17 protein-coding genes are annotated in these 25101 nt (G+C 66.6%); 16 read left to right on the forward strand and 1 reads right to left on the reverse strand.

Annotation, left to right across the window (positions count from 1 at the left end):
• The first annotated feature begins 126 nt into the window (after positions 1-126).
• From A7G45_RS07360 to A7G45_RS07400, 9 genes are all read left to right on the forward strand, one after another.
• Entirely contained in the window at positions 127-1128 is a 1002-nt protein-coding gene (locus A7G45_RS07360; RefSeq protein ID WP_043985797.1) for an esterase family protein, read from the forward strand.
• A gap of 233 nt (positions 1129-1361) precedes the next feature.
• Entirely contained in the window at positions 1362-2252 is an 891-nt protein-coding gene (locus tag A7G45_RS07365) for an alpha/beta hydrolase-fold protein (protein ID WP_043402941.1), read from the forward strand.
• A gap of 117 nt (positions 2253-2369) precedes the next feature.
• Positions 2370-3389, forward strand: coding sequence for a carboxylesterase Culp6 (gene culp6 / locus A7G45_RS07370; protein ID WP_260935348.1), 1020 nt, complete (start codon positions 2370-2372; stop codon positions 3387-3389).
• Positions 3390-3608: 219 nt separating this feature from the next.
• Positions 3609-5501, forward strand: coding sequence for a long-chain-fatty-acid--AMP ligase FadD32 (fadD32, locus tag A7G45_RS07375; RefSeq protein WP_043402540.1), 1893 nt, complete (start codon positions 3609-3611; stop codon positions 5499-5501).
• 56 nt (positions 5502-5557) lie between these two features.
• The gene (pks13, locus tag A7G45_RS07380; RefSeq protein WP_260935350.1) at positions 5558-10999 is read left to right on the forward strand and encodes a polyketide synthase Pks13; all 5442 of its coding nucleotides are present in this window, start codon (positions 5558-5560) and stop codon (positions 10997-10999) included.
• 10 nt (positions 11000-11009) lie between these two features.
• Positions 11010-12584, forward strand: a complete 1575-nt coding sequence (locus A7G45_RS07385; RefSeq protein WP_260935351.1) for an acyl-CoA carboxylase subunit beta — start codon at positions 11010-11012, stop codon at positions 12582-12584.
• A 16-nt stretch (positions 12585-12600) separates the two neighbouring features.
• Positions 12601-13050, forward strand: a complete 450-nt coding sequence (locus A7G45_RS07390) for a hypothetical protein (protein ID WP_260935353.1) — start codon at positions 12601-12603, stop codon at positions 13048-13050.
• Positions 13047-13469, forward strand: a complete 423-nt coding sequence (locus tag A7G45_RS07395) for an RDD family protein (protein WP_043402551.1) — start codon at positions 13047-13049, stop codon at positions 13467-13469. The genes A7G45_RS07390 and A7G45_RS07395 overlap by 4 nt, the downstream gene beginning before the upstream one ends.
• Positions 13460-14350 (forward strand): alpha/beta fold hydrolase, encoded by an 891-nt coding sequence (locus tag A7G45_RS07400; protein ID WP_260935356.1) that lies wholly within the window; start codon positions 13460-13462, stop codon positions 14348-14350. The genes A7G45_RS07395 and A7G45_RS07400 overlap by 10 nt, the downstream gene beginning before the upstream one ends.
• Positions 14351-14353: 3 nt before the next feature.
• Here A7G45_RS07400 and A7G45_RS07405 read toward each other — a convergent pair whose 3' ends face one another.
• Positions 14354-15505 carry an acyl-CoA dehydrogenase family protein gene (locus A7G45_RS07405; RefSeq protein ID WP_260935358.1) on the reverse strand — a complete coding sequence of 384 codons (1152 nt, stop codon included), beginning with the start codon at positions 15503-15505 and terminating at the stop codon, positions 14354-14356.
• 397 nt (positions 15506-15902) lie between these two features.
• Here A7G45_RS07405 and A7G45_RS07410 point away from each other — a divergent pair, with 397 nt between their 5' ends.
• The 7 genes from A7G45_RS07410 to A7G45_RS32485 all read left to right on the forward strand — a co-directional run bounded on the left by A7G45_RS07410 (position 15903) and on the right by A7G45_RS32485 (position 25078).
• Positions 15903-19565, forward strand: a complete 3663-nt coding sequence (locus A7G45_RS07410) for a nitrate reductase subunit alpha (RefSeq protein WP_260938043.1) — start codon at positions 15903-15905, stop codon at positions 19563-19565.
• 10 nt (positions 19566-19575) lie between these two features.
• Positions 19576-21171, forward strand: a complete 1596-nt coding sequence (gene narH / locus A7G45_RS07415; protein ID WP_260935360.1) for a nitrate reductase subunit beta — start codon at positions 19576-19578, stop codon at positions 21169-21171.
• Complete coding sequence (narJ, locus tag A7G45_RS07420; RefSeq protein ID WP_260935362.1) at positions 21168-21854, forward strand: nitrate reductase molybdenum cofactor assembly chaperone; 687 nt, start codon at positions 21168-21170, stop codon at positions 21852-21854. Before narH ends, narJ begins: the two co-directional genes overlap by 4 nt.
• The gene (narI, locus tag A7G45_RS07425) at positions 21851-22594 is read left to right on the forward strand and encodes a respiratory nitrate reductase subunit gamma (RefSeq protein ID WP_260935364.1); all 744 of its coding nucleotides are present in this window, start codon (positions 21851-21853) and stop codon (positions 22592-22594) included. Before narJ ends, narI begins: the two co-directional genes overlap by 4 nt.
• A gap of 103 nt (positions 22595-22697) precedes the next feature.
• On the forward strand, positions 22698-24095 hold the full coding sequence (locus A7G45_RS07430) for a nitrate/nitrite transporter (RefSeq protein WP_260935366.1): 1398 nt from the start codon (positions 22698-22700) through the stop codon (positions 24093-24095).
• 104 nt (positions 24096-24199) lie between these two features.
• On the forward strand, positions 24200-24679 hold the full coding sequence (locus A7G45_RS07435; protein ID WP_260935367.1) for a hypothetical protein: 480 nt from the start codon (positions 24200-24202) through the stop codon (positions 24677-24679).
• A 231-nt stretch (positions 24680-24910) separates the two neighbouring features.
• Entirely contained in the window at positions 24911-25078 is a 168-nt protein-coding gene (locus tag A7G45_RS32485) for a helix-turn-helix domain-containing protein (RefSeq protein WP_260935369.1), read from the forward strand.
• Positions 25079-25101: the final 23 nt, after the last annotated feature.

The raw sequence follows: 25101 nt of genomic DNA on the forward strand, positions 1-25101 counted from the left end.
GTAACGCCGGGGAACCATGCGGCGATAACCACTCGGGCGACTGCGCCCGGCCTGATCGTCACCTCAACGGCAGAGGCGGTGGTGAGGGTTGTCCGTACGCCGTCATTGGAAATATTAGGGAGCGGTATGAGTTTCGTTGGGAAGATGCGGTCCATGGCCAAGGCCATGCCGCGCCGGATGGCGGTTGCGGCCGTTGCCGCGGCTGCGCTGCCCGGTCTCGTCGGTGTTGTCGGTGAAACGGCGACTGCAGGGGCTTTCTCGCGTCCCGGTCTGCCGGTTGAGTACCTGCAGGTTCCGTCTGCGGCCATGGGTCGCGACATCAAGATCCAGTTCCAGAGCGGTGGCGCCAACTCGCCCGCCGTCTACATGCTTGACGGTCTGCGTGCGCAGGACGACTACAACGGCTGGGACATCAACACCGCCGCGTTCGAGTGGTACAACGGCTCGGGCCTGTCGATGGTCATGCCGGTCGGTGGCCAGTCCAGCTTCTACAGCGACTGGTACAAGCCGGCTTGCGGCAAGGCCGGTTGCTCCACCTACAAGTGGGAGACCTTCCTGACCCAGGAGCTGCCCGCTTACCTGCAGGCCAACAAGTCGGTCAAGCCGACCGGTGGCGCTGCGATCGGTCTGTCGATGGCCGGTTCGGCCGCGATGACCCTCGCGATCTACCACCCGCAGCAGTTCATCTACGCGGGCTCGATGTCGGGCTTCCTGAACCTGTCCGAGGGCTGGTGGCCCTTCCTGGTCAACATCTCGATGGGTGACGCCGGTGGCTACAAGGCCGACGACATGTGGGGCTCGACGGGCTCCCCGGACAACGCCTGGAAGCGCAACGACCCGTTCGTGAACATCGCGACGCTGGTTGCCAACAACACCCGCCTGTGGGTCTACTGCGGCGATGGCAACCCGAGCGACCTCGGCGGCAACAACGTGCCGGCCAAGTTCCTCGAGGGCCTGACCATCCGCACCAACCGGACCTTCCAGGAGACCTACCTGGCTGCCGGTGGCACCAACGGTGTGTTCAACTTCCCCAACAGCGGTACCCACGACTGGGGCTACTGGGGCCAGCAGCTGCAGGCCATGAAGCCTGACCTGCAGCGTGTGCTGGGTGCTTCGGGACAGGCGTAAGCCCTGATCCTGAGGTAAATCCTCCGGCAACAACTCGCACTGGCGGCGGCGACCTTCACAGGTCGTCGCCGCCAGTCGTTTGTCTCGAGGTAGACGCATATCACCCCAGCCGCTGGCAACGTTCCCTCCCATTGTTCGGTCACCATCTGTCGAGGTGATGTGGTTCACTACAACGCGGGTTCAGACGCTCGGACGACACACGACAGGTGAGGTTGGTTATGGGGCTGCAGGCAATGCGGGGGATGTTCCGGACGATGGCCGCCACCGCGGCTGCTGTGGTGCTCGCCGGCGGCATGCTGACGGGCGCCGGGACCGCCCACGCTGCGGGTGTGGAGACGTTGATGGTGCCCTCTGCCGCGATGGGCCGGGATATCCCGGTGTCGTTCCAGGCCGGCGGTCCGCACGCGGTCTTCCTCCTCGATGCCTTCAACGCCGGCCCGGATGTCAGCAACTGGGTCACCGCCGGCAATGCCATGGGCACGCTGGCAGGTAAGGGCATCTCTGTCGTGGCCCCGGCCGGTGGCGCGTTCAGCTTCTACACCAACTGGGAGCAGGACGGCTCCAAGCAGTGGGAGACCTTCCTGAGCCAGGAGCTCCCGGACTATCTGGCCGCCACCAAGGGTCTGGCCCCGAACGGCCACGGTGTGGTCGGTGCGGCCCAGGGCGGCACCGCCGCGTTGTCGCTGGCCGAGTTCCACCCCGACCGGTTCCGCTTCGCCGGCTCGCTCTCGGGCTTCCTGACCCCGTCGTCGACGACGTTCAACGGCGCGATCACCGCCGGGATGCGGGAGTTCGGTGGCGTGGACACCTACGGCATGTGGGGCGCCCCGCAGCTGGGCCGCTGGAAGTGGCACGACCCCGATGTGCACGTCAGCCTGCTGAACCAGAACAACACCCGGATCTGGGTGTTCAGCCCGTCGACTGTGACCTGCAGTGACCCGGCGGCCATGATCGGCTACTGCGACCAGGCTCAGGGCAGCAACCGGGCGTTCTACGCGCATTACCGCAGCGTCGGCGGCCACAACGGGCACTTCGACTTCCCGGACGGCCCGCAGCACGACTGGGGCAGCTGGAGCGGTCAGCTCGGCGCCATGTCGGGCGAGTTGGTGAGCGTCATCCGCTAGCTCGCACCGGAGTGATCTTGCCGACGGAACCAGTCGGCGTGACCTCGACGTGACGAGCGCTGAGTACATTCGGATCGCAACCGGATCGACTCTGCAAGCGGGAGAACCTCACACCACATGGCCACCAACAATCGGCGTCGCCGCCACCGCATCCTTGCCATCGCCGCGGCGGGCGCTGTAGCACTGCTGGTCATCGTGGTCGCCTTCGCGATCGTGGTGTGGCTGCGTCAGCCGGGCGAGATTCCCGGGCCTCCAACGGCGCTGCCGCCCACCTCAGGACCGACCTCAGGGCCCACGACGAAGCCGTCCAAGCCGCGGCCGGCTTACCAGTCGGCCGATTGCCCCGATGTACAGCTGATTTCGATCCCGGGTACCTGGGAGTCGTCGCGGGTGCTCGACCCGCTGAACCCGACGCCGTCGTTCCCGATCGCGCTGCTGCTGAACGTGAGCAATCCGCTCGGCCAGGATTTCGGTGCCGACCGGCTGGCCCAGTACACGGTGCCCTACACCGCGCAGTTCCATAACCCGCTGGCCGCGGACAACCAGATGTCGTACAACGACAGCCGCGAAGAGGGCAAGAAGAAGGCCGTAGAGCAGATAGCAGCGACCAACGAGAAATGCCCGCTGACCAGCTTCGTGATCATCGGCTTCTCGCAGGGCGCGGTCATCGCCGGAGACATCGCCAGTGACATCGGCAACGGGCGCGGTCCCATCGACCAGGACCTGGTGCTCGGCGTGACGCTGATCGCCGACGGCCGGCGCCAGCCCAACGTCGGCAAGGACGTCGGCCCGAACCCGCCGGGGCAGGGCGCCGAGATCACGCTGCACGAACTGCCGCTCGGGATGCTCGGCCTGAACATGACGGGACCGCGCGTCGGTGGCTTCGGTGAGCTCAACGACCGGGTCAACGAGATCTGCGGAAAGGGCGACCTGATCTGCGCCGCGCCGACCGAGGCGTTCAACGTCGTCAACCTGCCCAGCACGCTCGCCACCCTGTCCGGCAGCGCCGCGGGACCGGTGCACGCGCTGTACAACACCCCGCAGTTCTGGACCCTCGACGGCCAGACCTCGACACAGTGGACGCTGGACTGGGCCAAGCAGTTGGTGGACAACGCGCCGCATCCCAAACACGGCTGACATCACAGGTTGGCTACTGGCGAGTACAAAATCGGTGGGGTGATTTGGCCTGCGAATACGCGTCACCTAACATTAAGAGATAGCTAAGAGCACGGCCTTATCATTGACCGGTGCATCTTGGGGTGGCATATCGCTACTGCCCGGTACCATTTGCCGGGATTTGGCGTGACTGGCCGCACACGACGTAGCCAGCGCGGCAGGCTGTGACAGGAGATTTTGATGGCGTTCCACAACCCGTTCATCAAGAACGGGAAGATCAGCTTCCCGGACAACGCGAGCATCGTCGGACACGTCGAGCGCTGGGCGAAGGTCCGTGGTGGCCGACTGGCGTTCCGGTTCCTGGACTTCTCCACCGAGCGCGACGGCGTCGCCCGCGACCTGAACTGGGCCGAGTTCAGCGCCCGCAACAAGGCGGTGGCCGCGCGCCTGCAGCAGGTCACCCAGGTCGGCGACCGCGTCGCGATCCTGTGCCCGCAGAACCTGGACTACCTCGTCGCGATGTACGGCGCCATGTACGCCGGCCGCATCGCCGTGCCGCTGTTCGACCCGTCCGAGCCGGGCCACGTCGGCCGCCTGCATGCGGTCCTGGACGACTGCAAGCCGTCGGCCATCCTGACCACCACGGCTGCTGCCGAAGGCGTGCGCAAATTCTTCCGCAGCCGCCCGGCCAACGAGCGTCCGCGCGTCATCGCGGTCGACGCGGTGCCGGAAGAGGTCGCTGCCACCTGGATCCCGTTCGACGACATCGACGAGAACACCGTCGCCTACCTGCAGTACACCTCGGGCTCGACCCGCATCCCGACCGGCGTGCAGATCACCCACATGAACCTGGCCACCAACGTGGTCCAGGTCGTCGACGCGCTGGAGGGCGAAGAGGGCGACCGCGGCCTGTCCTGGCTGCCGTTCTTCCACGACATGGGTCTGATCACCGCGCTGATCGCGCCGATGATCGGGCACAGCTTCACCTTCATGACGCCCGCGGCCTTCGTGCGCCGGCCGGAGCGCTGGATCCGTGAGATGGCCCGCAAGGACACCGACACCGGTGGCGTCATCTCGGTGGCCCCGAACTTCGCCTTCGATCACGCCGCGGCCCGCGGTGTGCCGAAGGAAGGCCCCGGCTCCATCGATTTGTCCAACGTCAAGGCCGTGCTGAACGGCAGCGAGCCGATCTCGGCCGCGACCGTGCGCCGGTTCAACGAGGCCTTCGGCCCGTTCGGCTTCCCGTCCAAGGCCATCAAGCCCTCGTACGGCCTGGCCGAGGCCACGCTGATGGTGTCGACGACCCCATCCGCCGCGGAGCCGACCATTGTGTCGGTGGACCGCGACTGCCTCAACACCGGCACCTTCGTGGTGGTCCCGGACGACTCGCCGAAGGCGGTCGCCCAGGCCGGTGCCGGCAAGATCGGTGTGGACGAGTGGGCCGTCATCGTGGACGCCGAGACCGCCACCGAGCTGCCCGACGGCCAGATCGGCGAGATCTGGATCAGCGGCGCCAACATGGGCACCGGCTACTGGGGCAAGCCCGAAGAGACCATCGAGACCTTCCAGAACACCCTCAAGTCGCGCACCAGCCCGTCGCACGCCGAGGGTGCGGAGGACAGTGCCACCTGGGTGCGCACCGGCGACTACGGCGCCTACCACGACGGCGAGCTGTACATCACCGGCCGCGTCAAGGACCTGGTCATCGTCGACGGTCGTAACCACTACCCGCAGGACCTCGAGTACTCGGCGCAGGAGGCCAGCAAGGCACTGCGCGTCGGCTACGTGGCGGCGTTCTCGGTGCCGGCCAACCAGCTGCCCGACGAGGTCTTCGCCGACGCGCACTCCGGCCTCAAGCGCGACAAAGACGACACCTCCGAACAGCTGGTCATCGTCGGCGAGCGCGCCGCCGGTGCCCACAAGTTGGAGATTCAGCCGATCATCGACGACATCCGCGCGGCCATCGCGGTGCGCCACGGCGTCACCGTGCGCGACGTGGTGCTGACCGCGGCCGGCGCCATCCCGCGTACCTCCAGCGGCAAGATCGGCCGCCGCGCCACCCGTTCGGCTTACCTGGACGGCACGCTGCGCAGCGGCAAGGTGGCCAACGCGTTCCCCGACGATCTGAACTGAACTCCTCTATCCCGGGCCCGAACCATCCCGTCCGGCGGCGAAAGTGAACAGTGAAAATGACTGACACCGAAGACAATTCGAACGAACTCGACACTTCGCCGCAGGAGGGTGACAGCGCGCCTGTGTCGCGCGCCAACGGCATGTCCGTGCCGGAGGTGCGTGACTGGCTGCGCAACGCGGTCGCGAAGGCCACCGGTCAGTCGCCGGACTCGATCGACGAGAGCACCCCGCTGGTCGAACTCGGCCTGTCCTCGCGCGACGGCGTGGCCATGGCCAGCGATCTCGAGGACCTCACCGGGGTCACGCTGAATGCGACGGTGTTGTTCCGGCACCCGACCATCGAGACGCTGGCGCAGGTGATCGTCGAGGGCGAGCCGGAGGTGGACACCGCCGCCGCGAACGCCGAGGACTGGTCCCGCGACGCCGACGACGACGCGATGAACATCGCGGTCGTCGGTCTGGCCACCCGCTTCCCGGGTGACATGAACACCCCCGACGAGATGTGGCAGGCGCTGCTGGAAGGCCGCGACGCCATCACCGATCTGCCCGAGGGCCGCTGGGAAGAGTTCCTGGCCGAGCCGCGGATCGCCGAACGCGTGGCGCAGGCCCGCACCCGCGGTGGGTACCTGTCGGACATCAAGGGCTTCGACGCCGAGTTCTTCGCGCTGGCCAAGATGGAAGCCGACAACATCGATCCGCAGCAGCGGATGGCGCTCGAATTGACCTGGGAAGCACTGGAATTCGCCCGCATCCCGGCGTCGGCGCTGCGCGGTGAGGCGGTCGGTGTATTCGTCGGCAGCTCGACCAACGACTACAGCTTCCTGTCGGTCTCCGACCCGTCGATCACGCACCCGTACGCCATCACCGGCACCGCGAGCTCCATCATCGCCAACCGGGTTTCGTATTTCTTCGACTTCCGCGGGCCGTCGATGACCATCGACACCGCGTGTTCCTCGTCGCTCGTCGCGATGCACGAGGGCGTGAAGGCGCTGCGCTCCGGCGAGGCCGACGTCGTCGTGGCCGGTGGCGTCAACGCCCTGGTGACCCCGATGGTGACGGTCGGCTTCGACATGGTCGGCGGCGTCCTGGCGCCGGACGGCCGCATCAAGTCGTTCAGCTCGGACGCCGACGGCTACGCCCGTTCCGAGGGCGGCGGCATGGTCGTGCTCAAGCGCGTCGCCGACGCCCGCCGCGACGGTGACGAGATTCTCGCCATCATCGCCGGTTCGGCCATCAACCACGACGGCCGCTCCAACGGCATGCTGGCCCCCAACCCTGATGCTCAGGAAGCGGTGCTGCGCAAGGCCTACAAGGACGCCGGCATCGACCCCAAGACCGTCGACTACATCGAGGCGCACGGCACCGGCACCATCCTGGGTGACCCGATCGAGGCCGACGCGCTCGGCCGCGTCGTGGGCCGTGGCCGCGCCGCCGACAAGCCGGTGCTGCTGGGTGCTGTGAAATCCAATGTGGGACACCTGGAGTCGGCCGCGGGCGCGGCGAGCGTCGCGAAGATGACGCTGGCGCTGTACCACGACAAGCTGCCCGCCTCGATCAACTACGCGGGCCCCAACCCGTACATCGACTTCGACAAGGAAAACCTCAAGGTCAACGCCGAGCTGTCGGACTGGCCGCGCTACAGCGGTCACGCCGTCGCCGGGGTGTCCGGTTTCGGTTTCGGTGGCGCCAACGCCCACCTGGTCATGCGCCAGGTGCTGCCCAGCGACCTCGTCGAGCCGGAGCCCAAAGAGGTTGTGGCTGAGGAAAAGTCGTCGGATGACGCCAATGCCGTGTACGTCGGCGGCGTCAAGATGGACGAGTACGGCGAGTTCATCGACGATGAAGACGACAAGCGTGGCGACGCGGATTTCTACGGCTACGAGACCGACGACGAGCCCGAGCTCCCCGGTCTGACCGAGCGGGCGCTGGAGCTCATTGAAATTGAGCGGGCGGCTGTCGAGACGGCCGAGCCCGTCAAGCGCATTGTGCCGCTGGCGGTTTCGGGCTTCCTGACCTCGCGCAAGAAGTCCGCTGCTGCTGAGCTGGCGGACTGGATCGACAGCGAGGCGGGCCGGTCCTATTCGCTGGAGTCCATCGGTCGCTCGCTGTCGCGGCGTAACCACGGCCGTTCGCGCGCAGTGATTTTGGCGCACGACCACGACGAAGCGGTCAAGGGTCTGCGTGCGCTGGCCGAGGGCAAGCAGAACCCGCTGGTGCTGGCCGCCGATGGCCCCGTCACCAACGGCCCGGTGTGGGTGCTGGCCGGATTCGGTGCGCAGCACCGCAAGATGGGCAAGAGCCTGTACCTGAACGATCCGATCTTCGCGGAGTGGATCAACAAGGTCGACGCCCACATCCAGGACGAGCGCGGCTACTCAGTTGTCGAGCTGATCCTCGATGACGCCATCGACTACACCAACGAGACCTGCGAATACCCCATCGAGGTCGTCCAGACGGTGATCTTCGCCCTGCAGATCGCGCTCGGCGAGCTGCTGAAGGCGCACGGTGCGAAACCCGGTGCGGTGGTTGGCCAGTCGCTCGGCGAAGCGGCAGCGGCGTACTTCTCCGGTGGCCTCTCGCTGGCCGACGCCACCCGCACGATCTGCTCGCGCGCCCACCTCATGGGTGAGGGCGAGGCCATGCTGTTCGGCGAGTACATCCGCCTGATGGCTCTGGTCGAGTACTCGGCCGAGGAGATCAAGACGGTCTTCGCCGACTTCCCGGGCCTCGAGGTGTGCGTCTACGCCGCCCCGACCCAGACCGTCATCGGCGGCCCGCCGGAGCAGGTCGACGCGATCATCGCCCGGGCCGAAGCCGAGGGCAAGTTCGCCCGCAAGATGCAGACCAAGGGCGCCAGCCACACGCAGCAGATGGACCCGCTGCTCGGCGAGCTGTTGGCGGAAATCCAGGGCATCGAGCCGCAGCCGCTGGCCACCGGCTACTACTCGACGGTCCACGAGGGCAGCTTCCTGCGTGCCGGCAGCGACCCGATCCACGATGTCGAGTACTGGAAGAAGGGGCTGCGCCACAGCGTCTACTTCACCCACGGCATCCGCAACGCTGTGGACAACGGGCACACCACGTTCCTGGAGCTGGCCCCGAATCCGGTGGCGCTCATGCAGGTTGGGCTCACCACGATGTCGGCCGGTCTGCACGACGGTCAGCTGATCCCGACCCTCGCCCGCAAGCAGGACGAGGTCGACTCCATGACCAACGCCATGGCTCAGCTGTTCGTGCACGGCCATGACCTGGACTTCCGGACGCTGTTCTCGCCCGCCGAGGATCCGGCGACCGACTACGCGCCGATCCCGCCGACGCGCTTCAAGCGCAAGCCGCACTGGCTGGATGCGCACTTCACCGCCGACAGCTCGGCCATCGCGCCGGGTAGCCATGTCGCGACGCCGGACGGCCGCCACGTGTGGGAGTACGGCCCGCGCGGCGAGGTCGACGCTGCCGCGCTGTCTGCGTTGGTGAAAGCCGCTGCGGCACAGGTGCTTCCGGACGCCCGAGTGGCTGCCTTCGAGCAGCGCGCCATTCCGGGCGAGGGTGCCCGCCTGGTCACCACGCTGACCCGCCACCCCGGCGGCGGCACGGTGCAGGTGCACGCCCGCATGGGCGAGTCCTTCACCCTCGTCTACGACGCGGTCGTCAGCCGCGGCGGTGACGGCGCGGCTCTGCCGGTCGCGCTCGGCGGTACGGCGCTGCCCGCGGCCGTCGGCGCTGCGGTGGCCGAAACCGCCGTTGCCGCACCGGAACCCGTCGAAGATGACGCCGCCATCCTGCAGGACGATCTGACTGCAGGCGCGGGCCTGGCCGCCGGCTTCAAGAAGTGGTCGCCGGATTCCGGCGAGACCATCGCGGACCGGTTGGGTGCCATCGTCGGTGGCGCCATGGGCTACGAGCCCGAGGACCTGCCGTGGGAGGTGCCGCTGATCGAGCTGGGTCTGGACTCGCTGATGGCGGTCCGGATCAAGAACCGCGTCGAGTACGACTTCGACCTGCCGCCGATCCAGTTGACCGCGGTCCGCGACGCCAACCTGTATGCGGTGCAGAAGCTGATCGAGTACGCGATCGAGCACCGCGACGAGGTTGACCAGCTTGCCGAGGCGCAGAAGGGGCAGAGCTCCGAGGAGATCGCCGCCGCACAGGCCGAAATGCTGGGTGGCGCAACGACCGTCGCCGAGCTGGAGGCCAAACTGGCCGAGGCAGGCCATCCCCTGGCTGCCAAGGACGAGGCGAAGCCGGCAGTCGAGATCGCCACGGATGCCGCTGCCGCGCTGGAGATTCCGGCGCCGCCCACGAACCCGTCCGGCCCGGCCGTCCCGCCGCCGCCGACGAACCCGTCGGGACCCGCCGGCGCGAGCCAGGCGACCGCGGCTGCGGCTGCGGCCAAGGTGCTCACGCAGGAGGCGGTCACCGAGGCGCTGGGCGCTGACGTGCCACCGCGCGACGCGGCTGAGCGGGTCACCTTCGCGACGTGGGCGATCGTCACCGGCAAGTCGCCCGGCGGCATCTTCAACGAGCTGCCCGCCGTCGACGATGCGGTCGCCACCAAGCTGTCCGAGCGGCTCTCCGAGCGCGCCGAGGGCATCGTGACGGTCGAGCAGGTGCGCTCGGCCAAGACGATCGAGCAGCTGTCCACGATCGTGCGTGATCAGCTGGAGGACGGCGTGGTCGACGGGTTCGTCCGTACGCTGCGGCCGGCGAAGGAGGGTGGCCCTGCGGTGCCACTGTTCGTCTTCCACCCTGCCGGTGGATCGACGGTGGTCTACGAGCCGCTGTTGAAGCGCCTGCCGGAGGACATCCCGGTCTACGGCATCGAGCGCGTCGAGGGTTCCATCGAGGAGCGCGCTGCCGAGTACGTGCCCAAGCTGCTGGCGATGCACAAGGGCCCGTTCGTCCTGGCCGGCTGGTCGCTGGGTGGGGCGCTGGCCTACGCGTGCGCGATCGGCCTCAAGCAGGCAGGCGCCGACGTCCGGTACGTCGGGTTGATCGACTGTGTCCGGCCCGGTGTGCCGATCGACAAGACCCAGGCCGGCATGCGGGCACGCTGGGATCGGTACGCCCGCTTCGCCGAGCGCACCTTCAACGTCGAGGTTCCGGAGATTCCGTACGAGGAACTGGAGAAGCTCGACGATGAGGGCCAGGTGAAGTTCGTGCTGGACATCGTCGCGCAGAGCGGAGTCCAGATTCCTGGCGGAATCATCGAGCACCAGCGCACGTCGTATCTCGACAACCGCGCGCTGGACACCATCGACATCCAGCCGTACGACGGCCATGTCGTGCTCTACATGGCTGACCGCTACCACGACGACGCGATCGTGTTCGAACCCGCATATGCCACCCGCCAGCCTGACGGCGGCTGGGGTGAGTTCGCCTCCGGTTTGGAGGTCGTGAATATCGGCGGCGAGCACATCCAGGCGATTGACGAGCCGTACATTGCCAAGGTGGGGGCGCACATGAGCCAAGCCATCAACGAGATCCAGGCCGGGAAGTAGTAGGAGAACCGTGACCGAAGTTACCGAAACGCGCAGCCCTTCCACCACGGCTGAGAAGCTCGCCGAGCTTCGCGAAAAGCTGGAGCGGGCAGCCGATCCCGGCGACGAGAAGGCCAAGGCGCGCCGCGACAAGAAGGGCATCCCTTCGGCTCGCGCCCGCATCCACGCGCTCGTCGACCCGGGCAGCTTCTTCGAGATCGGCGCGCTGGCCAAGACGCCCGGCGACCCGAACGCGTTGTACGGAGACGGTGTGGTGACCGGCCACGCCACCATCGACGGCCGCCCGGTCGCGGTCTTCAGTCACGACCAGACGGTGTTCCAGGGCTCGGTCGGCGAGATGTTCGGCCGCAAGGTCGCCAAGCTCATGGAGTGGGTGGCCATGGTCGGCTGCCCGATCATCGGCATCAATGACTCCGCCGGCGCCCGCATCCAGGACGCTGTGACGTCGCTGGCGTGGTACGCCGAGCTGGGCCGCCGGCACGAGATGCTCCGCGGCACCGTGCCGGAGATCTCGATCATCCTGGGCAAGTGCGCCGGTGGTGCGGTGTATTCGCCGATCCAGACCGACCTGCTGGTGGCGGTCCGCGACCAGGGCTACATGTTCATCACCGGGCCGGACGTCATCAAGGACGTCACCGGCGAGGACGTCTCCTTCGACGAGCTCGGTGGCGCGGACGTCCAGGCTCAGCGCGGCAACATCCACAAGGTGGTGGAGGACGAAGCGGCCGCCTTCCAGTACGTCCGTGACTACCTGAGCTTCCTGCCGGCCAACACCTGGGACTCGCCGCCGATCGTCAACCCGGGGCTGGAGCCCGAGCTCACCCCGAGCGACTTCGAGCTGGACAAGATCGTGCCGGACGCCGACAACGCCGGCTACGACATGCACGACATCCTGCTCCGCATGTTCGACGACGGCGACATCTTCGAGATCGCCGACCAGCGCGCTCCGGAGATGATCACCGCGTTCGCGCGGGTCGACGGCCGGCCGGTCGGCGTCATCGCGAACCAGCCGCTGTTCATGGCGGGTGCGATCGGTAACGAGGCCTCCGACAAGGCGGCCGGGTTCATCCGGTTCTGCGACTCCTTCAACCTGCCTTTGGTTTTCGTCGTCGACACCCCGGGCGCGCTGCCCGGTGTCGCCGAGGAGACCGGCGGCATCATCAAGCGCGGTGGCCGCTTCTTCAACGCCATCGTCGAGGCCGACGTGCCGAAGGTGACGTTCGTGATCCGCAAGGCCTACGGCGGTGGCTATGCGGTCATGGGTTCGAAGCAGCTCACGGCTGACCTGAACTTCGCCTGGCCCACTGCCCGTATCGCGGTGATCGGCGCGCAGGGCGCGGCGCAGCTGCTGGTGAAGCGCTTCCCCGATCCGACGGCGCCTGAGGTGCTGAAGATCAAGGCAGACTTCATCGAGGGCTACAACGCCAACTTGGCGATCCCGTGGACGGCGGCAGAGCGCGGTTACATCGACGCGGTCATCCAGCCGCACGAGTCCCGGCTGCTGCTGCGCAAGTCGCTGAAGTTGTTGCGCGACAAGCAGAAGCACGACCGCATTGCCCGCAAGCACGGCCTGACCCCGCTGTAATTTCGTCGGACACCCTGTGACCGAGCCGGCGGGCAGCCCCCAGAATTCTGCGGTGCTGCTCGTCGCCGGGGTGGCGGCGACGGTGGCCGGTGGCGCGGTCGCGGTCTACCGCGGCGCGGAGCGGCTGCCGGTCGTCGGAGATCTGTTGCGGCGCACGCAATCCGACCTGGTGGCGCGCGGTGAGCGGTCCTTGGGGCCCATCAAGGCGCTGATCGCCGACGTCGCCGCCCAGGTCGTCGAGCTCGTCCTCGATGAGCTTGACCTCAACGAATTGGTGCGTCAGCGTGTCGATCTGGTCGGGCTGGCAAACGAAGTGATCGACGGCATCGATCTGCAGTCCGTCATCCGGGAGTCCACCGACACGATGACCAACGAAGTCATGTCGGACGTCCGTACTCAGGGGGAGCGGGCGGACGACGCGATCTCCGGATTCGTCGACCGGTTGCTGGGCCGGGACCGCCCATGAGTGACCGGCCCGCCGGGATCGTCAGCCGAGGTGTGGCTGCCGTCATCGACCTGATGGTGGTCGGCGCGTTGCTCGGCCTGATCTACGGCGGACTACGCCTGTGCGAGTTCATGTTTCGCCCCGTCATGTTCCACGTTCCGACGTTGTCCTTCGTCTATTCGACAGCGGCGACGTGCGTCGTCTCGGTGCTGTATCTCACCGGGTGCTGGGTGGTGTCGGGTAGTACGGTGGGCGCGGTGGTGATGGGTCTGCGGGTCACCGGTCTGCGCCGGGAACGGCTGGCTCCGCTTCGGGCTCTGCTACGCGCCGTGGCCTGTGTGCTGTTCCCGGTGGGATTGCTGTGGGTGGTGGTGGACCGGCGCCGAAGGTCGTTGCAGGACATAATTTTTCGTACCAAGGTGGTTTACGCATGGCAGTGACGGAATCGAGTCCCGACGACAGTGTGCTGCCGCCGGTTTCGCCGCGGGTGCGCCGGGCCTTCTGGTGGCTGGAGCGCTTCGCACCGGCGATCGGTGCGCGCTGGGCAACCGAATTGTGGTGCACGGTGCCGGATGTCGACCTGAGCACCAAGATGCCGCCCGGTCTGCCGGACAGCACGCCGCTGGAAGCGTCGTGGGATGGGCACCGCATCGCCGGACAATCGTGGGGCTCGGGTCCGCTGGTTTACCTGGTGCACGGATGGGGCGGGTGCCGTGCGCACATGGCGGTGTTCGTCAAACCCCTTGTCGCGGCGGGTTATCGGGTCATCGCATTCGACCTCCCCAGCCACCACGAGTCGGAGCCGGGGGCGCTGGCGCCGGGGCGTACCACCATCGTCGAGTGTGCGGAAGCGGTGCGGGCCGTCATCGCGAAGCACGGTCCGGCGCACGCCGTCATCGGTCATTCGCTGGGGGCGAAGGCGGCGGCGTTGGCAGCCGCGCGGGGCGCCGCGGCCGATCGGTTGGTATTCCTGGCGCCGATGGGCGATTTCACTTGGTATCTGGATGTTTTCGCCGAACGGCACAACTTCGGTCGGCGGATCCGGGACCGCCTGCACCGGCGGCTGGACCGCAGGATCGGAATGCCATTGCTGGACACCGACATCATCGCGTCGGCGGAGCACGCAGGGGACCGGCCGCTGCTGCTCATCCACGACCCCGACGATCCGGACAGCCCCTACTCCTCCAGCACGGACATCGCGCAGGTCTGGCCCGACGCGCGGCTGGAGACCACGAAGGGTCTGGGCCGGCTGGCGCACTACCGGATTCTGCGGCACCGCCCGGCGATCGTCTCCGGCGTCGACTTCATCGGAGCGCCGTAGCGGTTACAGCGAACGCGCGATGATCGACTTCATGACCTCGTTGGCGCCGGCGTAGATGCGCTGCACGCGGGCATCCTCGTACATGCGGGCGATCAGGTATTCGCGCATGTAGCCGTAACCGCCATGCAGCTGCACGCAACGATCGATGACCTCGCACTGCTTGTCGGTCAGCCAGTACTTGATCATCGCGGCGTCGACGGGGTCGAGCTCACCGCGTAGATGGTCCTCGACGCAACGGTCCAGGAAAACCTGGCAGGTCCGCGAGATGGTCTGGCATTCGGCGAGTTCGAAGGCGGTGTTCTGGAACTCGAAAAGGCTGTGGCCGAAGGCTTGTCGGGCCTTGGTGTACGCGACCGTCTCTTCGACCGCGCGTTCCATCGCGCCACTGGCCTGCGCGCCGATGATGAGGCGCTCCTGGGCGAGTTGGGTCATCAGCTGCGCGAACCCTTGGCCCTCGGTGCTGCCCAGCAGGTTGGTGACGGGGACCCGCACGTCGGTGAAGGACAGTTCGGAGGTGTCGGCCCCGTGCTGGCCGACCTTGTCCAGGACACGGCCGACGGTGAAGCCGGGGCTGTCGCGCAGGTCGACGATGAGCAGGGACACGCCTTTGGCGCCGGCTTTGGGGTCGGTCTTGACCGCGAGGACGATCATGTCGGCGGACGAGCCGTTGGTGATGAAGGTCTTGGATCCGTTGACGACGTAGTGGTCGCCGTCGCGCAGCGCGGTGGTCGCGATGGCCTTGAGATCGGACCCGGCGCCGGGCTCGGTCATGCCGATGGCGCCGAGAATGTCGCCGGTGGCCATGCCGGGCAACCAGGTTTGCTTCTGTTCCTCGTTGCCGTATTCGAGGATGTAGTGCGCGACGATGCCGCTGTGCACCGAGATGCCGAGCGCGAAGTCACCGGAGCGGCCCTGGGCTTCGAACACCGCGAGGTCGTGGGCGAAGTTGCCGCCCCCGCCGCCGTATTGTTCGGGGACCGAGCACAACAGGAGGCCGAGCTGTCCCGCGGTGCGCCAGACGTCGCGGTCGACGCGGCGGTCGGTGTCCCAGCGGTCGGCGTGGGCGACGACCTCCCGTTCGAAGAAGTCGCGGGCCAGGTCGGAGACCGCCTGCACCTCGTCGTCGTACCAGGATGGCCGCCGGTTGTTGCTCATGGCCTCGATTATGCCGAGGCGGGGACCCGCTGGACCTTGTGGGATCTGCCGAATGGGAGCCTTCGCCACAGTGCCCCGGACCCGACGGGCATTGTTACCGCGCTGATAAGAAATCCGGGTCGCACGGCCTCGGCAATGTGACGGGCGACGCATTCCGCCGCCCGGCGTTTGCCCTGATCAACGGATCGCCGCAGGTAGAACCCGCGATGTCGAGATGCCGAATATTTCGCCGCATGACGGCCCTGTTAACGCGGTCGCACAGGTCCTGAACAGGGCTCGTGCGTTCTTTTGACAGCCGTCTGACCGGTCCTAGCCTCATGTTCCAACGGCTCGAAAGGAGGGCTTTGTGGCCGAGTCGGCTGGAAGTCAAGCCACCGCCAAATCATCGCCTCCGGCGATGGCCGGCGACGCGCTGCTGCGATTGTCCAAGTACTTTCACCGCGGGGAAATCTCCGGTGACCAACGCTCCATTCACAAGGTCGGCGGGCGGTCAGCGGACGATTTCTATCGCGACCGTTGGGCGCACGACAAGGTGGTGCGCTCCACCCACGGCGTCAACTGCACGGGCTCGTGCTCGTGGAAGATCTACGTCAAGGACGGCGTGATCACCTGGGAGTCGCAACAAACCGACTATCCGTCGATCGGCGCCGACAAGCCCGAATACGAGCCGCGCGGTTGTCCCCGCGGTGCGTCGTTCTCCTGGTACACGTATTCGCCTGCGCGCGTGCGGTATCCGTACGTCCGCGGCCTGTTGCTCGACTACTACCGCGAAGCCAAGGAGCGGCTGCAGGACCCGGTGCTGGCGTGGGCGGACGTCGTCGAGGATCCCGTGAAGGCCAAGGCCTACAAGTCTGCCCGCGGTCGCGGTGGTTTCGTGCGCGCCGAATGGTGGGAGGCCGCCGAGATCGCCGCGGCAGCGCACGTCTACACCGTCAAGACCTACGGCCCGGACCGCGTCGCCGGCTTCTCGCCGATTCCCGCCATGTCGATGGTGAGCCATGCCGTTGGAGCACGGTTCATTTCGCTCATGGGTGGCTCGATGCTCTCGTTCTACGACTGGTACGCCGACCTGCCGGTGGCATCACCCCAGGTCTTCGGTGACCAGACCGACGTACCCGAATCCGCCGACTGGTTCGACGCCGGCTACCTCATCATGTGGGGTTCCAACGTCCCGGTGACGCGCACGCCCGACGCCCACTACATGACCGAGGCGCGGTACCGCGGCCAGAAAGTCGTTGTGGTGTCGCCGGATTACGCGGACAACACCAAGTTCGCCGACGAATGGCTGCCGGCCAACCCGGGCACGGACGCCGCACTGGCCATGTCGATGGGTCACGTCATCCTCAAGGAGTTCTTCCTGGAGAAGAACACCCCGTACTTCACCGACTACGTGAAGAAGTACACCGACCTGCCGTTCCTGGTTTCGCTGACCGAGCGCGACGGCCGGTTGGTACCCGGAAAGTTCCTCACCGCAGCGGATCTCGGTGGCGAGTACGCGGACACCGAAGCCGCGGTATCCAAGCCGGTCCTGCTCGACGCCGACGGCACCCCGGTGGTGCCCAATGGGTCCCTGGGCCATCGCTTCACCGCCTCCGGTGAAGGCAAATGGAACCTGGACCTGCAGGGGGTGGACCCCCTCCTCACACTGCACGGTGGCGCCAACGACGCCGCTACCGTTGCACTACCGCGATTCGACACCGACCAACCCGGTGTCCTGGAGCGCGGTGTGCCGACCAGAATCGTTGCGGGACATCGTGTCACCACGGTCTTCGACCTGATGCTGGCGCAGTACGGCGTGGCCCGTGACGGCCTGCCGGGCACCTGGCCCACCGGCTATGACGACGCCACCGAGCCGTACACGCCGGCGTGGCAGGAGGCCATCACCGGCGTGCCGGCGCAGGCAGCGGAGCGCATCGCCCGCGAATTCGCCGACAACGCAGAGCGTTCCAAGGGGCGCTCGATGATCCTGATGGGTGCCGGCACCAACCACTGGTTCCACTCCGACCAGATCTACCGGACGTTCCTGTCCCTGGTGATTCTGACCGGCTGCCAGGGCGTCAACGGTGGCGGCTGGGCCCACTACGTCGGCCAGGAGAAGTGCCGGCCGGTAACAGGCTGGGGCACATTGGCATTCGGGCTCGACTGGCAGCGCTCGCCGCGCCAGATGCAGGGCACCGTGTTCTGGTACCTGGCCACCGACCAGTGGCGCTACGACCGATTCACCACCGAGCCAATGACGTCACCGCTCGCCACCGGAACGCTGGCGCGCCGGACCGCGGCCGACAACATCGCTCTCGCCAGCCGACTGGGTTGGATGCCGAGTTACCCGACGTTCAACCGCAATCCGCTGGATCTGGCCGACGAGGCCGACCGGCTCGGCAAGGACGCGGCGCAGCATGTCTTGGACGGCCTGAAGTCCGGGCATCTGCAATTCGCCTGCGAGGACCCCGACGCCCCGGAGAACTTCCCGCGTTGCCTGACGGTGTGGCGGTCCAATCTGCTGGGCTCGTCGGCAAAGGGCAACGAGTACTTCCTCAAGCACCTGCTGGGTGCCGACAACAACGTCGCGGCGAGCGACGAGGATGGGGTGCACCCTCAGGAGGTGCGCTGGCGCGACGAGGCCCCAGCGGGCAAGCTGGATCTATTGCTGTCCTTGGACTTCCGCAACACCAGCACGACGCTGTACTCGGACATCGTGCTGCCGGCCGCGACGTGGTACGAGAAGCACGACCTCTCGAGCACCGACATGCACCCGTTCGTGCACGCGTTCTCCCCGGCGATCTCGCCGCCGTGGGAGACCAAGACCGACTTCGACGCCTTCCACCGGATCGCCCGCGGCTTCTCCTGGCTCGCCGAGAAGCACCTCGGCAAGCGCAAAGACATCGTCGCGATGCCGCTGCAGCACGACAGCTCCGATGCCACCGCCCAGCCCGGCGGAAAGGTGCTGGACTGGAAAGCCGGTGAATGCGAGCCGATTCCGGGCAAGACCATGCCGCGCCTGGTGACAGTCGAACGTGACTACCCGGCACTGGCCGACAAGATGGCCGCACTCGGCCCGCTGGTGGAAACCCTCGGCCTGACGGTCAAGGGCGTCACCACTCATCCCGACGAGGAGGTCGAGTACCTGCGCGGCATGAACGGCGTGCCGGCCCGTGGCGTGGCCGCGGGCCGGCCGTCGCTGGCCAAGGACACCCATGCGGCCGAAGCCATCCTGGCGCTGTCGGGTACGACCAACGGACGCCTGGCGGTGGAGGGCTTCGAAGCCCTGCAGCGCCGCACCGGAACCGAACTCGTCGACCTGGCAGCGGAGAACGAAGGAAAGCGAATCACCTTCGCGGATACGCAGTCCCGGCCCATGCCGGTCAACACCTCGCCAGAGTGGTCGGGGTCGGAGACCGGCGGCCGCCGGTACTCGCCGTTCACGATCAACACCGAACGGCTCAAGCCGTGGCACACCCTCACCGGACGCCAGCACTTCTATCTCGACCACGACTGGATGGACGAGATGGGCGAGCAGCTGCCGACGTTCCGTCCGCCGCTGGATATGACGGCACTGTTCGACGAGCCCGTCGTAGGTGCTACAACCGGTGACGCGACCAGTCGTTCCATCACGGTCCGCTACCTGACCCCGCACTCGAAGTGGTCGATCCACTCGGCGTACCAGGACAACCTGTACATGCTCACGCTTTCCCGTGGTGGGCAGGCGATCTGGATGTCGGATGTCGACGCCGCCAAGATCGGGGTCAAGGACAACGACTGGATCGAGTGCACCAACCGCAACGGTGTGGTGAATGCCCGCGCGATCGTCAGCCACCGGATGCCCGAGGGGCTGGTCTTCATGTACCACGCCCAGGACAAGGCGGTCGACGTGCCGCGTACCGAGAAGACCGGCAAGCGCGGCGGTATCCACAACGCTCTGACCCGCATCATGATCAAGCCCACTCACTTGATCGGCGGCTATGCCCAGCAGTCCTTTGCGCTGAACTACCACGGCCCCACGGGAAATCAGCGCGACGAGGTGACGACGATCCGTCGCCGTTCGCAAGAAGTGGAGTACTGACATGAGAGTCATGGCACAACTTGCGATGGTGATGAACCTCGACAAGTGCATCGGCTGCCACACCTGCAGTGTCACCTGCAAGCAGGCATGGACCAACCGCAGCGGTGTCGAGTACGTCTGGTTCAACAACGTGGAAACCCGTCCCGGACAGGGCTATCCACGTCAGTACCAGGACCAGGAACGCTGGAAGGGTGGCTGGACGCTCAACAAGCGCGGCAAGCTCACGCTGAAGTCGGGTTCCCGGTTCAAGCGGCTGCTGAACATCTTCGCCAACCCGGACCTGCCCACGGTCAGCGACTACTACGACCCGTGGACCTACGACTACGAGAACCTGCTGTCGTCCCCGTTGATGGACACCACGCCCGTGGCGCGGCCGAAGTCGCTGATCACCGGGGAGGACACCAAGGTCACCTGGGGCGCGAACTGGGACGACGACCTCGGTGGCGGCCCCGAGCAGGTAGGCCGGGATCCGTTGCTGGCCAAGGTCGAAGAGGTCAGCCAGAAGGTCAAGCTCGAATTCGAGCAGACCTTCATGTTCTACCTGCCACGGATTTGCGAGCACTGTCTGAACCCGGCGTGTGCCGCCGCATGCCCGTCCGGCGCCATCTACAAGCGCGCCGAGGACGGCATCGTGCTGGTCGATCAGGACAAGTGCCGCGGCTGGCGGCAGTGCGTCACCGGGTGCCCCTACAAGAAGATCTACTTCAATCACAAGACCGGCAAGGCCGAGAAGTGCACCTTCTGCTATCCCCGTGTCGAGGTGGGCATCCCCACCGTGTGTTCCGAGACCTGCGTGGGCCGGCTGCGGTACATCGGCGTCATGCTCTACGACGCCGACAAGGTGCTGGAAGCAGCATCGGTCACCAACGACCAGGACCTGTACCCGTCGCAGCTCGGCGTGTTCCTCAACCCGCATGACCCGCGGGTGATCGCCGAGGCCGAGCGCGCCGGCATCTCGCCGGAATGGATTGAGGCCGCGCAGAATTCGCCGGTCTACAAGCTGATCGTCGACTACCAGGTAGCGCTGCCGCTGCACCCGGAGTACCGCACCATGCCGATGGTCTGGTACGTCCCGCCACTGTCTCCGGTGGTCGACATCCTCAAGGAGACCGGCCACGACGGCGAGAACAAGAACAACCTGTTCGGTGCCATCGACACCCTGCGCATCCCCATCGAGTACCTGGCCGAGCTGTTCACCGCGGGCGAGGTCGGGCCGGTCCGGGCGTCGCTGCAGCGGTTGGCGGCGATGCGCGCCTACATGCGGTCGGCCAACCTCGGCGAGGAGTTCGACGAGACCATCCCCGAGTCGGTGCGCCTCACCGGCGAGGAGATCGAGTCGATGTACCGACTGCTGGCCATCGCCAAATACCAAGACCGGTACGTCATTCCGAGCGGTGCGGGCTCCGACGCGCACCGGCTGGACGCGATCGCGACCGGCTGCAGCCTCGACGGTGACGGTGGTCCGGGTATGACGGCCTTCGACACGATGGCCGACAAGTTCCACCTGGTCGACACCAACAGCGCTGTGCCCAAGGATGATCCGAAGCGGGTCAACCTGCTGAACTGGGACGGCCGCAGCCCCGACGGGCTGGTGCCGACCCGATGAAGCTCCTGTCCATCGGGCGCCGGACGGCGACCGGTCCCGACCTCTCCGACCACCAGCAGCGCCTGGTGTGGCGCGTGACGGCGCTGTTGCTCGACTACCCGACCACTCAAACCTGCGCGCTCACCGACGAATTGGCGGTGGCAGCAGAGACCTTGCCCGAGCCGATCCGCACGCAGGTGACCGACTTCCTCCGGTACTTCTGCGAGACCGATGCAACCGAACGCGCCTGCCGGTACGTCGAGACGTTCGATATGCGCCGGCGGGCCAGCCTGCACCTGACGTACTACGCCTACGGTGACACCCGGAAGCGGGGGATGGCGTTGCTGCGATTCAAGCACGCCTACCGGCAGGCGGACATCACCATCGGCGACGAAGAGCTGCCCGACTACCTTCCGCTGGTGCTCGAATTCGCCGCCACCGTCGACCAGGCGCGTGGTGAGCGACTGCTGGCCGAGCACGTACCGGTGCTCGAGCTGCTACGACTTTCCCTGCAGGAGAGCAATTCTCCGTATTCCGGGTTGCTGGCCGCGGTTCTCGCGACCTTGCCGCCGATCAACACCGCCGACCGCCGGCGGATCACCGAACTCGCCGCCGACGGCCCGCCCGACGAAGACGTCGGCCTGGACCCGTTCGGCATGGATCCGATGATGATGGATCCGGCCATGACCGGAGGCCGACGATGACGAACCTCTTGTGGATGACGCTGCCGTACATCGCCTTCACGTCGTTCGTGCTGGGCCACATCTGGCGGTACCGGACCGACCAATTCGGTTGGACCACAAGGTCGTCGCAGATCTACGAAAGCCGGTTGCTTCGGCTGGGCAGCCCGCTGTTCCACTTCGGGATCCTCGGTGTGCTGGGCGGACACGTTGTCGGCCTGCTGATTCCGGAGTCGTGGACCTCGGCGATCGGGATTTCCGAACACACCTACCACCTGATGGCGATCGGCATGGGCGCCCCGGCGGGGTTCGCGGTGATCGCGGGGGCCGCCATCCTGCTGTACCGCCGGGTCACGGTGCCCGCGGTGCGTGGTGCCACCACGGTCAGTGACAAGCTCATGTATCTGCTACTGGTCGGCGCCCTGGTGACCGGCATGGTCAACACCCTGGGCAACGTGGTGTCGGCCTACAACTACCGGGAGACGGTGTCCCCTTGGCTGCGTAGCCTTTTCACGCCGCACCCGACGCCCGAACTGATGGCGACGGCGCCATTGTCCTTCCAGGTGCACGTCATCATCGTCCTGACGCTCTTCGCCATCTGGCCCTACACGCGGCTGGTGCACATGTTCAGCGCCCCGATCGGCTACTTGGTGCGGCCGTATGTGGTGTACCGGAGCCGGGATCCGCAGCGCGGCAGCAACAGTCGGTACGCGAAGGCCTGGGTGACGCCGCAGGCGCCGCCACCCCGTAACCGCTGGGTGTGAGCTGTATCTCTTCACAGCCCCGCTGCGTGACAGGTGAGTGAATCTTCACGATCGGGACATCACCGAGCGCCTGTGGGAAACATGTAATTTCTAGATTTGCAGCATGTTTCGATCGCGAACCATCACCGACTGGGATCCGGAAGACATCGTTGCCTGGGAAGCCGGCAACAAGAACGTCGCACGGCGGAACCTGCTGTGGTCGGTGATCGCAGAGCATATCGGCCTGTCGATCTGGACCATGTGGTCGGTCATGGTGTTGTTCATGCCGCAGTCGGTGTACGGCTTCACGGCCGGTGACAAGTTCCTGCTGGCGGCCACCGCGACGCTCGTCGGCGGTTGCCTGCGTATCCCGTACACGATGGCGACCGCGACCTTCGGCGGCCGCAACTGGACCGTCTTCTCCGCGCTCGTACTCCTGATTCCGACGCTGGGCAGCATGTGGCTGCTGGCGCACCCCGGACTGCCGTTGTGGCCATACCTGTTGTGCGCGGCCCTCGCCGGCCTCGGTGGCGGCAACTTCGCGTCGTCGATGACCAACATCAATGCGTTCTACCCGCAGCGACTCAAGGGCTGGGCGCTCGGAATCAACGCCGGCGGAGGCAATCTCGGTGTGCCGGCCATCCAGGTCGTGGGCCTGCTGGTGATCGCCGTCGCCGGTAACCGCGCGCCCTACTGGGTGTGCGCGATCTACCTGGTGCTGCTGGCCGTCGCGGCGGTCGGTGCTGCGTTGTTCATGAACAACCTCGCGCAGCACCGAATCGATGCCTCCGCAATGCGTTCCATTCTCACCGTGGCAGACACCTGGGCCGTCGCGTTCCTGTACATCGGCACCTTCGGATCCTTCATCGGCTTCTCGTTTGCCTTCAGCCAGATCCTGCAGATCAACTTCGTCGCCGGTGGTCAGAGTGCGGCGCAAGCGGCATTGCATGCGGCCCAGATCGCCTTCGTGGGACCACTTCTCGGCTCGATCGCGCGGGTCTACGGCGGCAAACTCGCCGATCGTATCGGCGGTGCCCGGGTCACCATGGCGGCCTTCACCGGCATGATTCTCTTTGGTGCACTGCTGATTTCGGCGTCGACCTACCATGACCGCACCGGCGGCGCTGTCGACGCGGCCACGCTGACGTGCTTCATCGTCGGCTTCGTCGCGCTGTTCGTGCTGTCGGGCGTCGGCAACGGCTCCGTGTACAAGATGATCCCGTCGATCTTCGAGGCCCGTAGCCGCTCGCTGGTGGGCAGCGAGACCGACCGCCAGAACTGGTCCCGCGGTATGTCGGGCGCCCTCATCGGTTTCGCGGGCGCCATCGGCGCGCTCGGGGGAGTGGGCATCAACCTGGCACTGCGGCAGTCCTACCTGTCCAGTGGCTCGGCCACCGCCGCGTTCTGGATCTTCGTCACCTTCTACGTCGCGGCGCTGACCCTGACGTGGATGCGCTACATCCGCACCCCGCTTGCCACGGTCCCGGCCGTCCGGCACGCGGAGGCCGTCAGCGTCGCGTAGCTCTGGCTTCGTCGAGGAGGACCAAATGGTCGTGCCGCCCCTGTGCGAACGACCATTTGGTCCTTCTCGGCGTGATTATGCGGCCTTGCCCTAGCGTGGTTGGTGTGAATAAGCGCGGGGGCGTTGCAGTGATGTGCGTGGCGGCAGCTGTAGTCAGCCTCGCCGGCTGCGGGATCGGGACCATCGAGGGAACTCCGGTCACCGCGGAATTCGTGCAACCGGTGCCGCACCTCGATGTCAGTCCGGCCTGCACGCACGCGGCCGTGACGGTGGAGCAGTTCGCCGGCAAGTGGATGACGGGCAGCAGTGGACTGATCTACTTCGGGATGGACGGCTCGGCCCTCGTCCAGGAGCGGGCTGTGGGTAATCGGGGATCCTGGAGTTACCAGCCGCTCGGGCCCAACGGCCCGTGCGTGCTGCGGATGCGATGGACACTGGGCTTCGTGGCGGGCCAGCCGGACAAACCCATTCAGCCGCCGTCGGAATGGGTGCTGCAACCTGTGTCGGTGACGCCGACGGCATTCCACCTCAAGTCGGTCGACAAGCCCGGTGAGGCGGATACCCATTGGTGGCGTTGGAAGTAACCCGCCTCAAACGCCGAGTGGCCAGTTGCGACACAACTTTTCGCGGTGGATTCAAGGTTCTAGTGCAACAGCTCCCACTTGGGGAGTTGTTCGATGCCGTTTGTCCATTCGTCTGAGACGGTCCGTTTGTTCTGGGATCGTGTGCGTTCTGGTGAGTCAGCTGGCGATGCCGCGGTAGCGGTCGGTGTGGCTGCCAGGACGGGGTGGTGGTGGTTCGTCAAAGCTGGCGGGGTGAAACCGAACGTTGCTCGCGACGCGCCCCGGCGATACCGCCGGCTCAGTTTCCTTGAGCGCGAACAGATCGCGTTGGGCGTGGCCGCGCAGGAACCGGTCCGCTCCATCGCCACGCGGTTGGGCCGGGCGCCCTCGACGGTCAGCCGGGAAATCAAACGCAACTGATCCGCCCCGGTATGTCGGGAGGT

This window comes from Mycolicibacterium llatzerense (assembly GCF_025331195.1).
In the GTDB taxonomy this organism is placed as follows: domain Bacteria; phylum Actinomycetota; class Actinomycetes; order Mycobacteriales; family Mycobacteriaceae; genus Mycobacterium; species Mycobacterium llatzerense.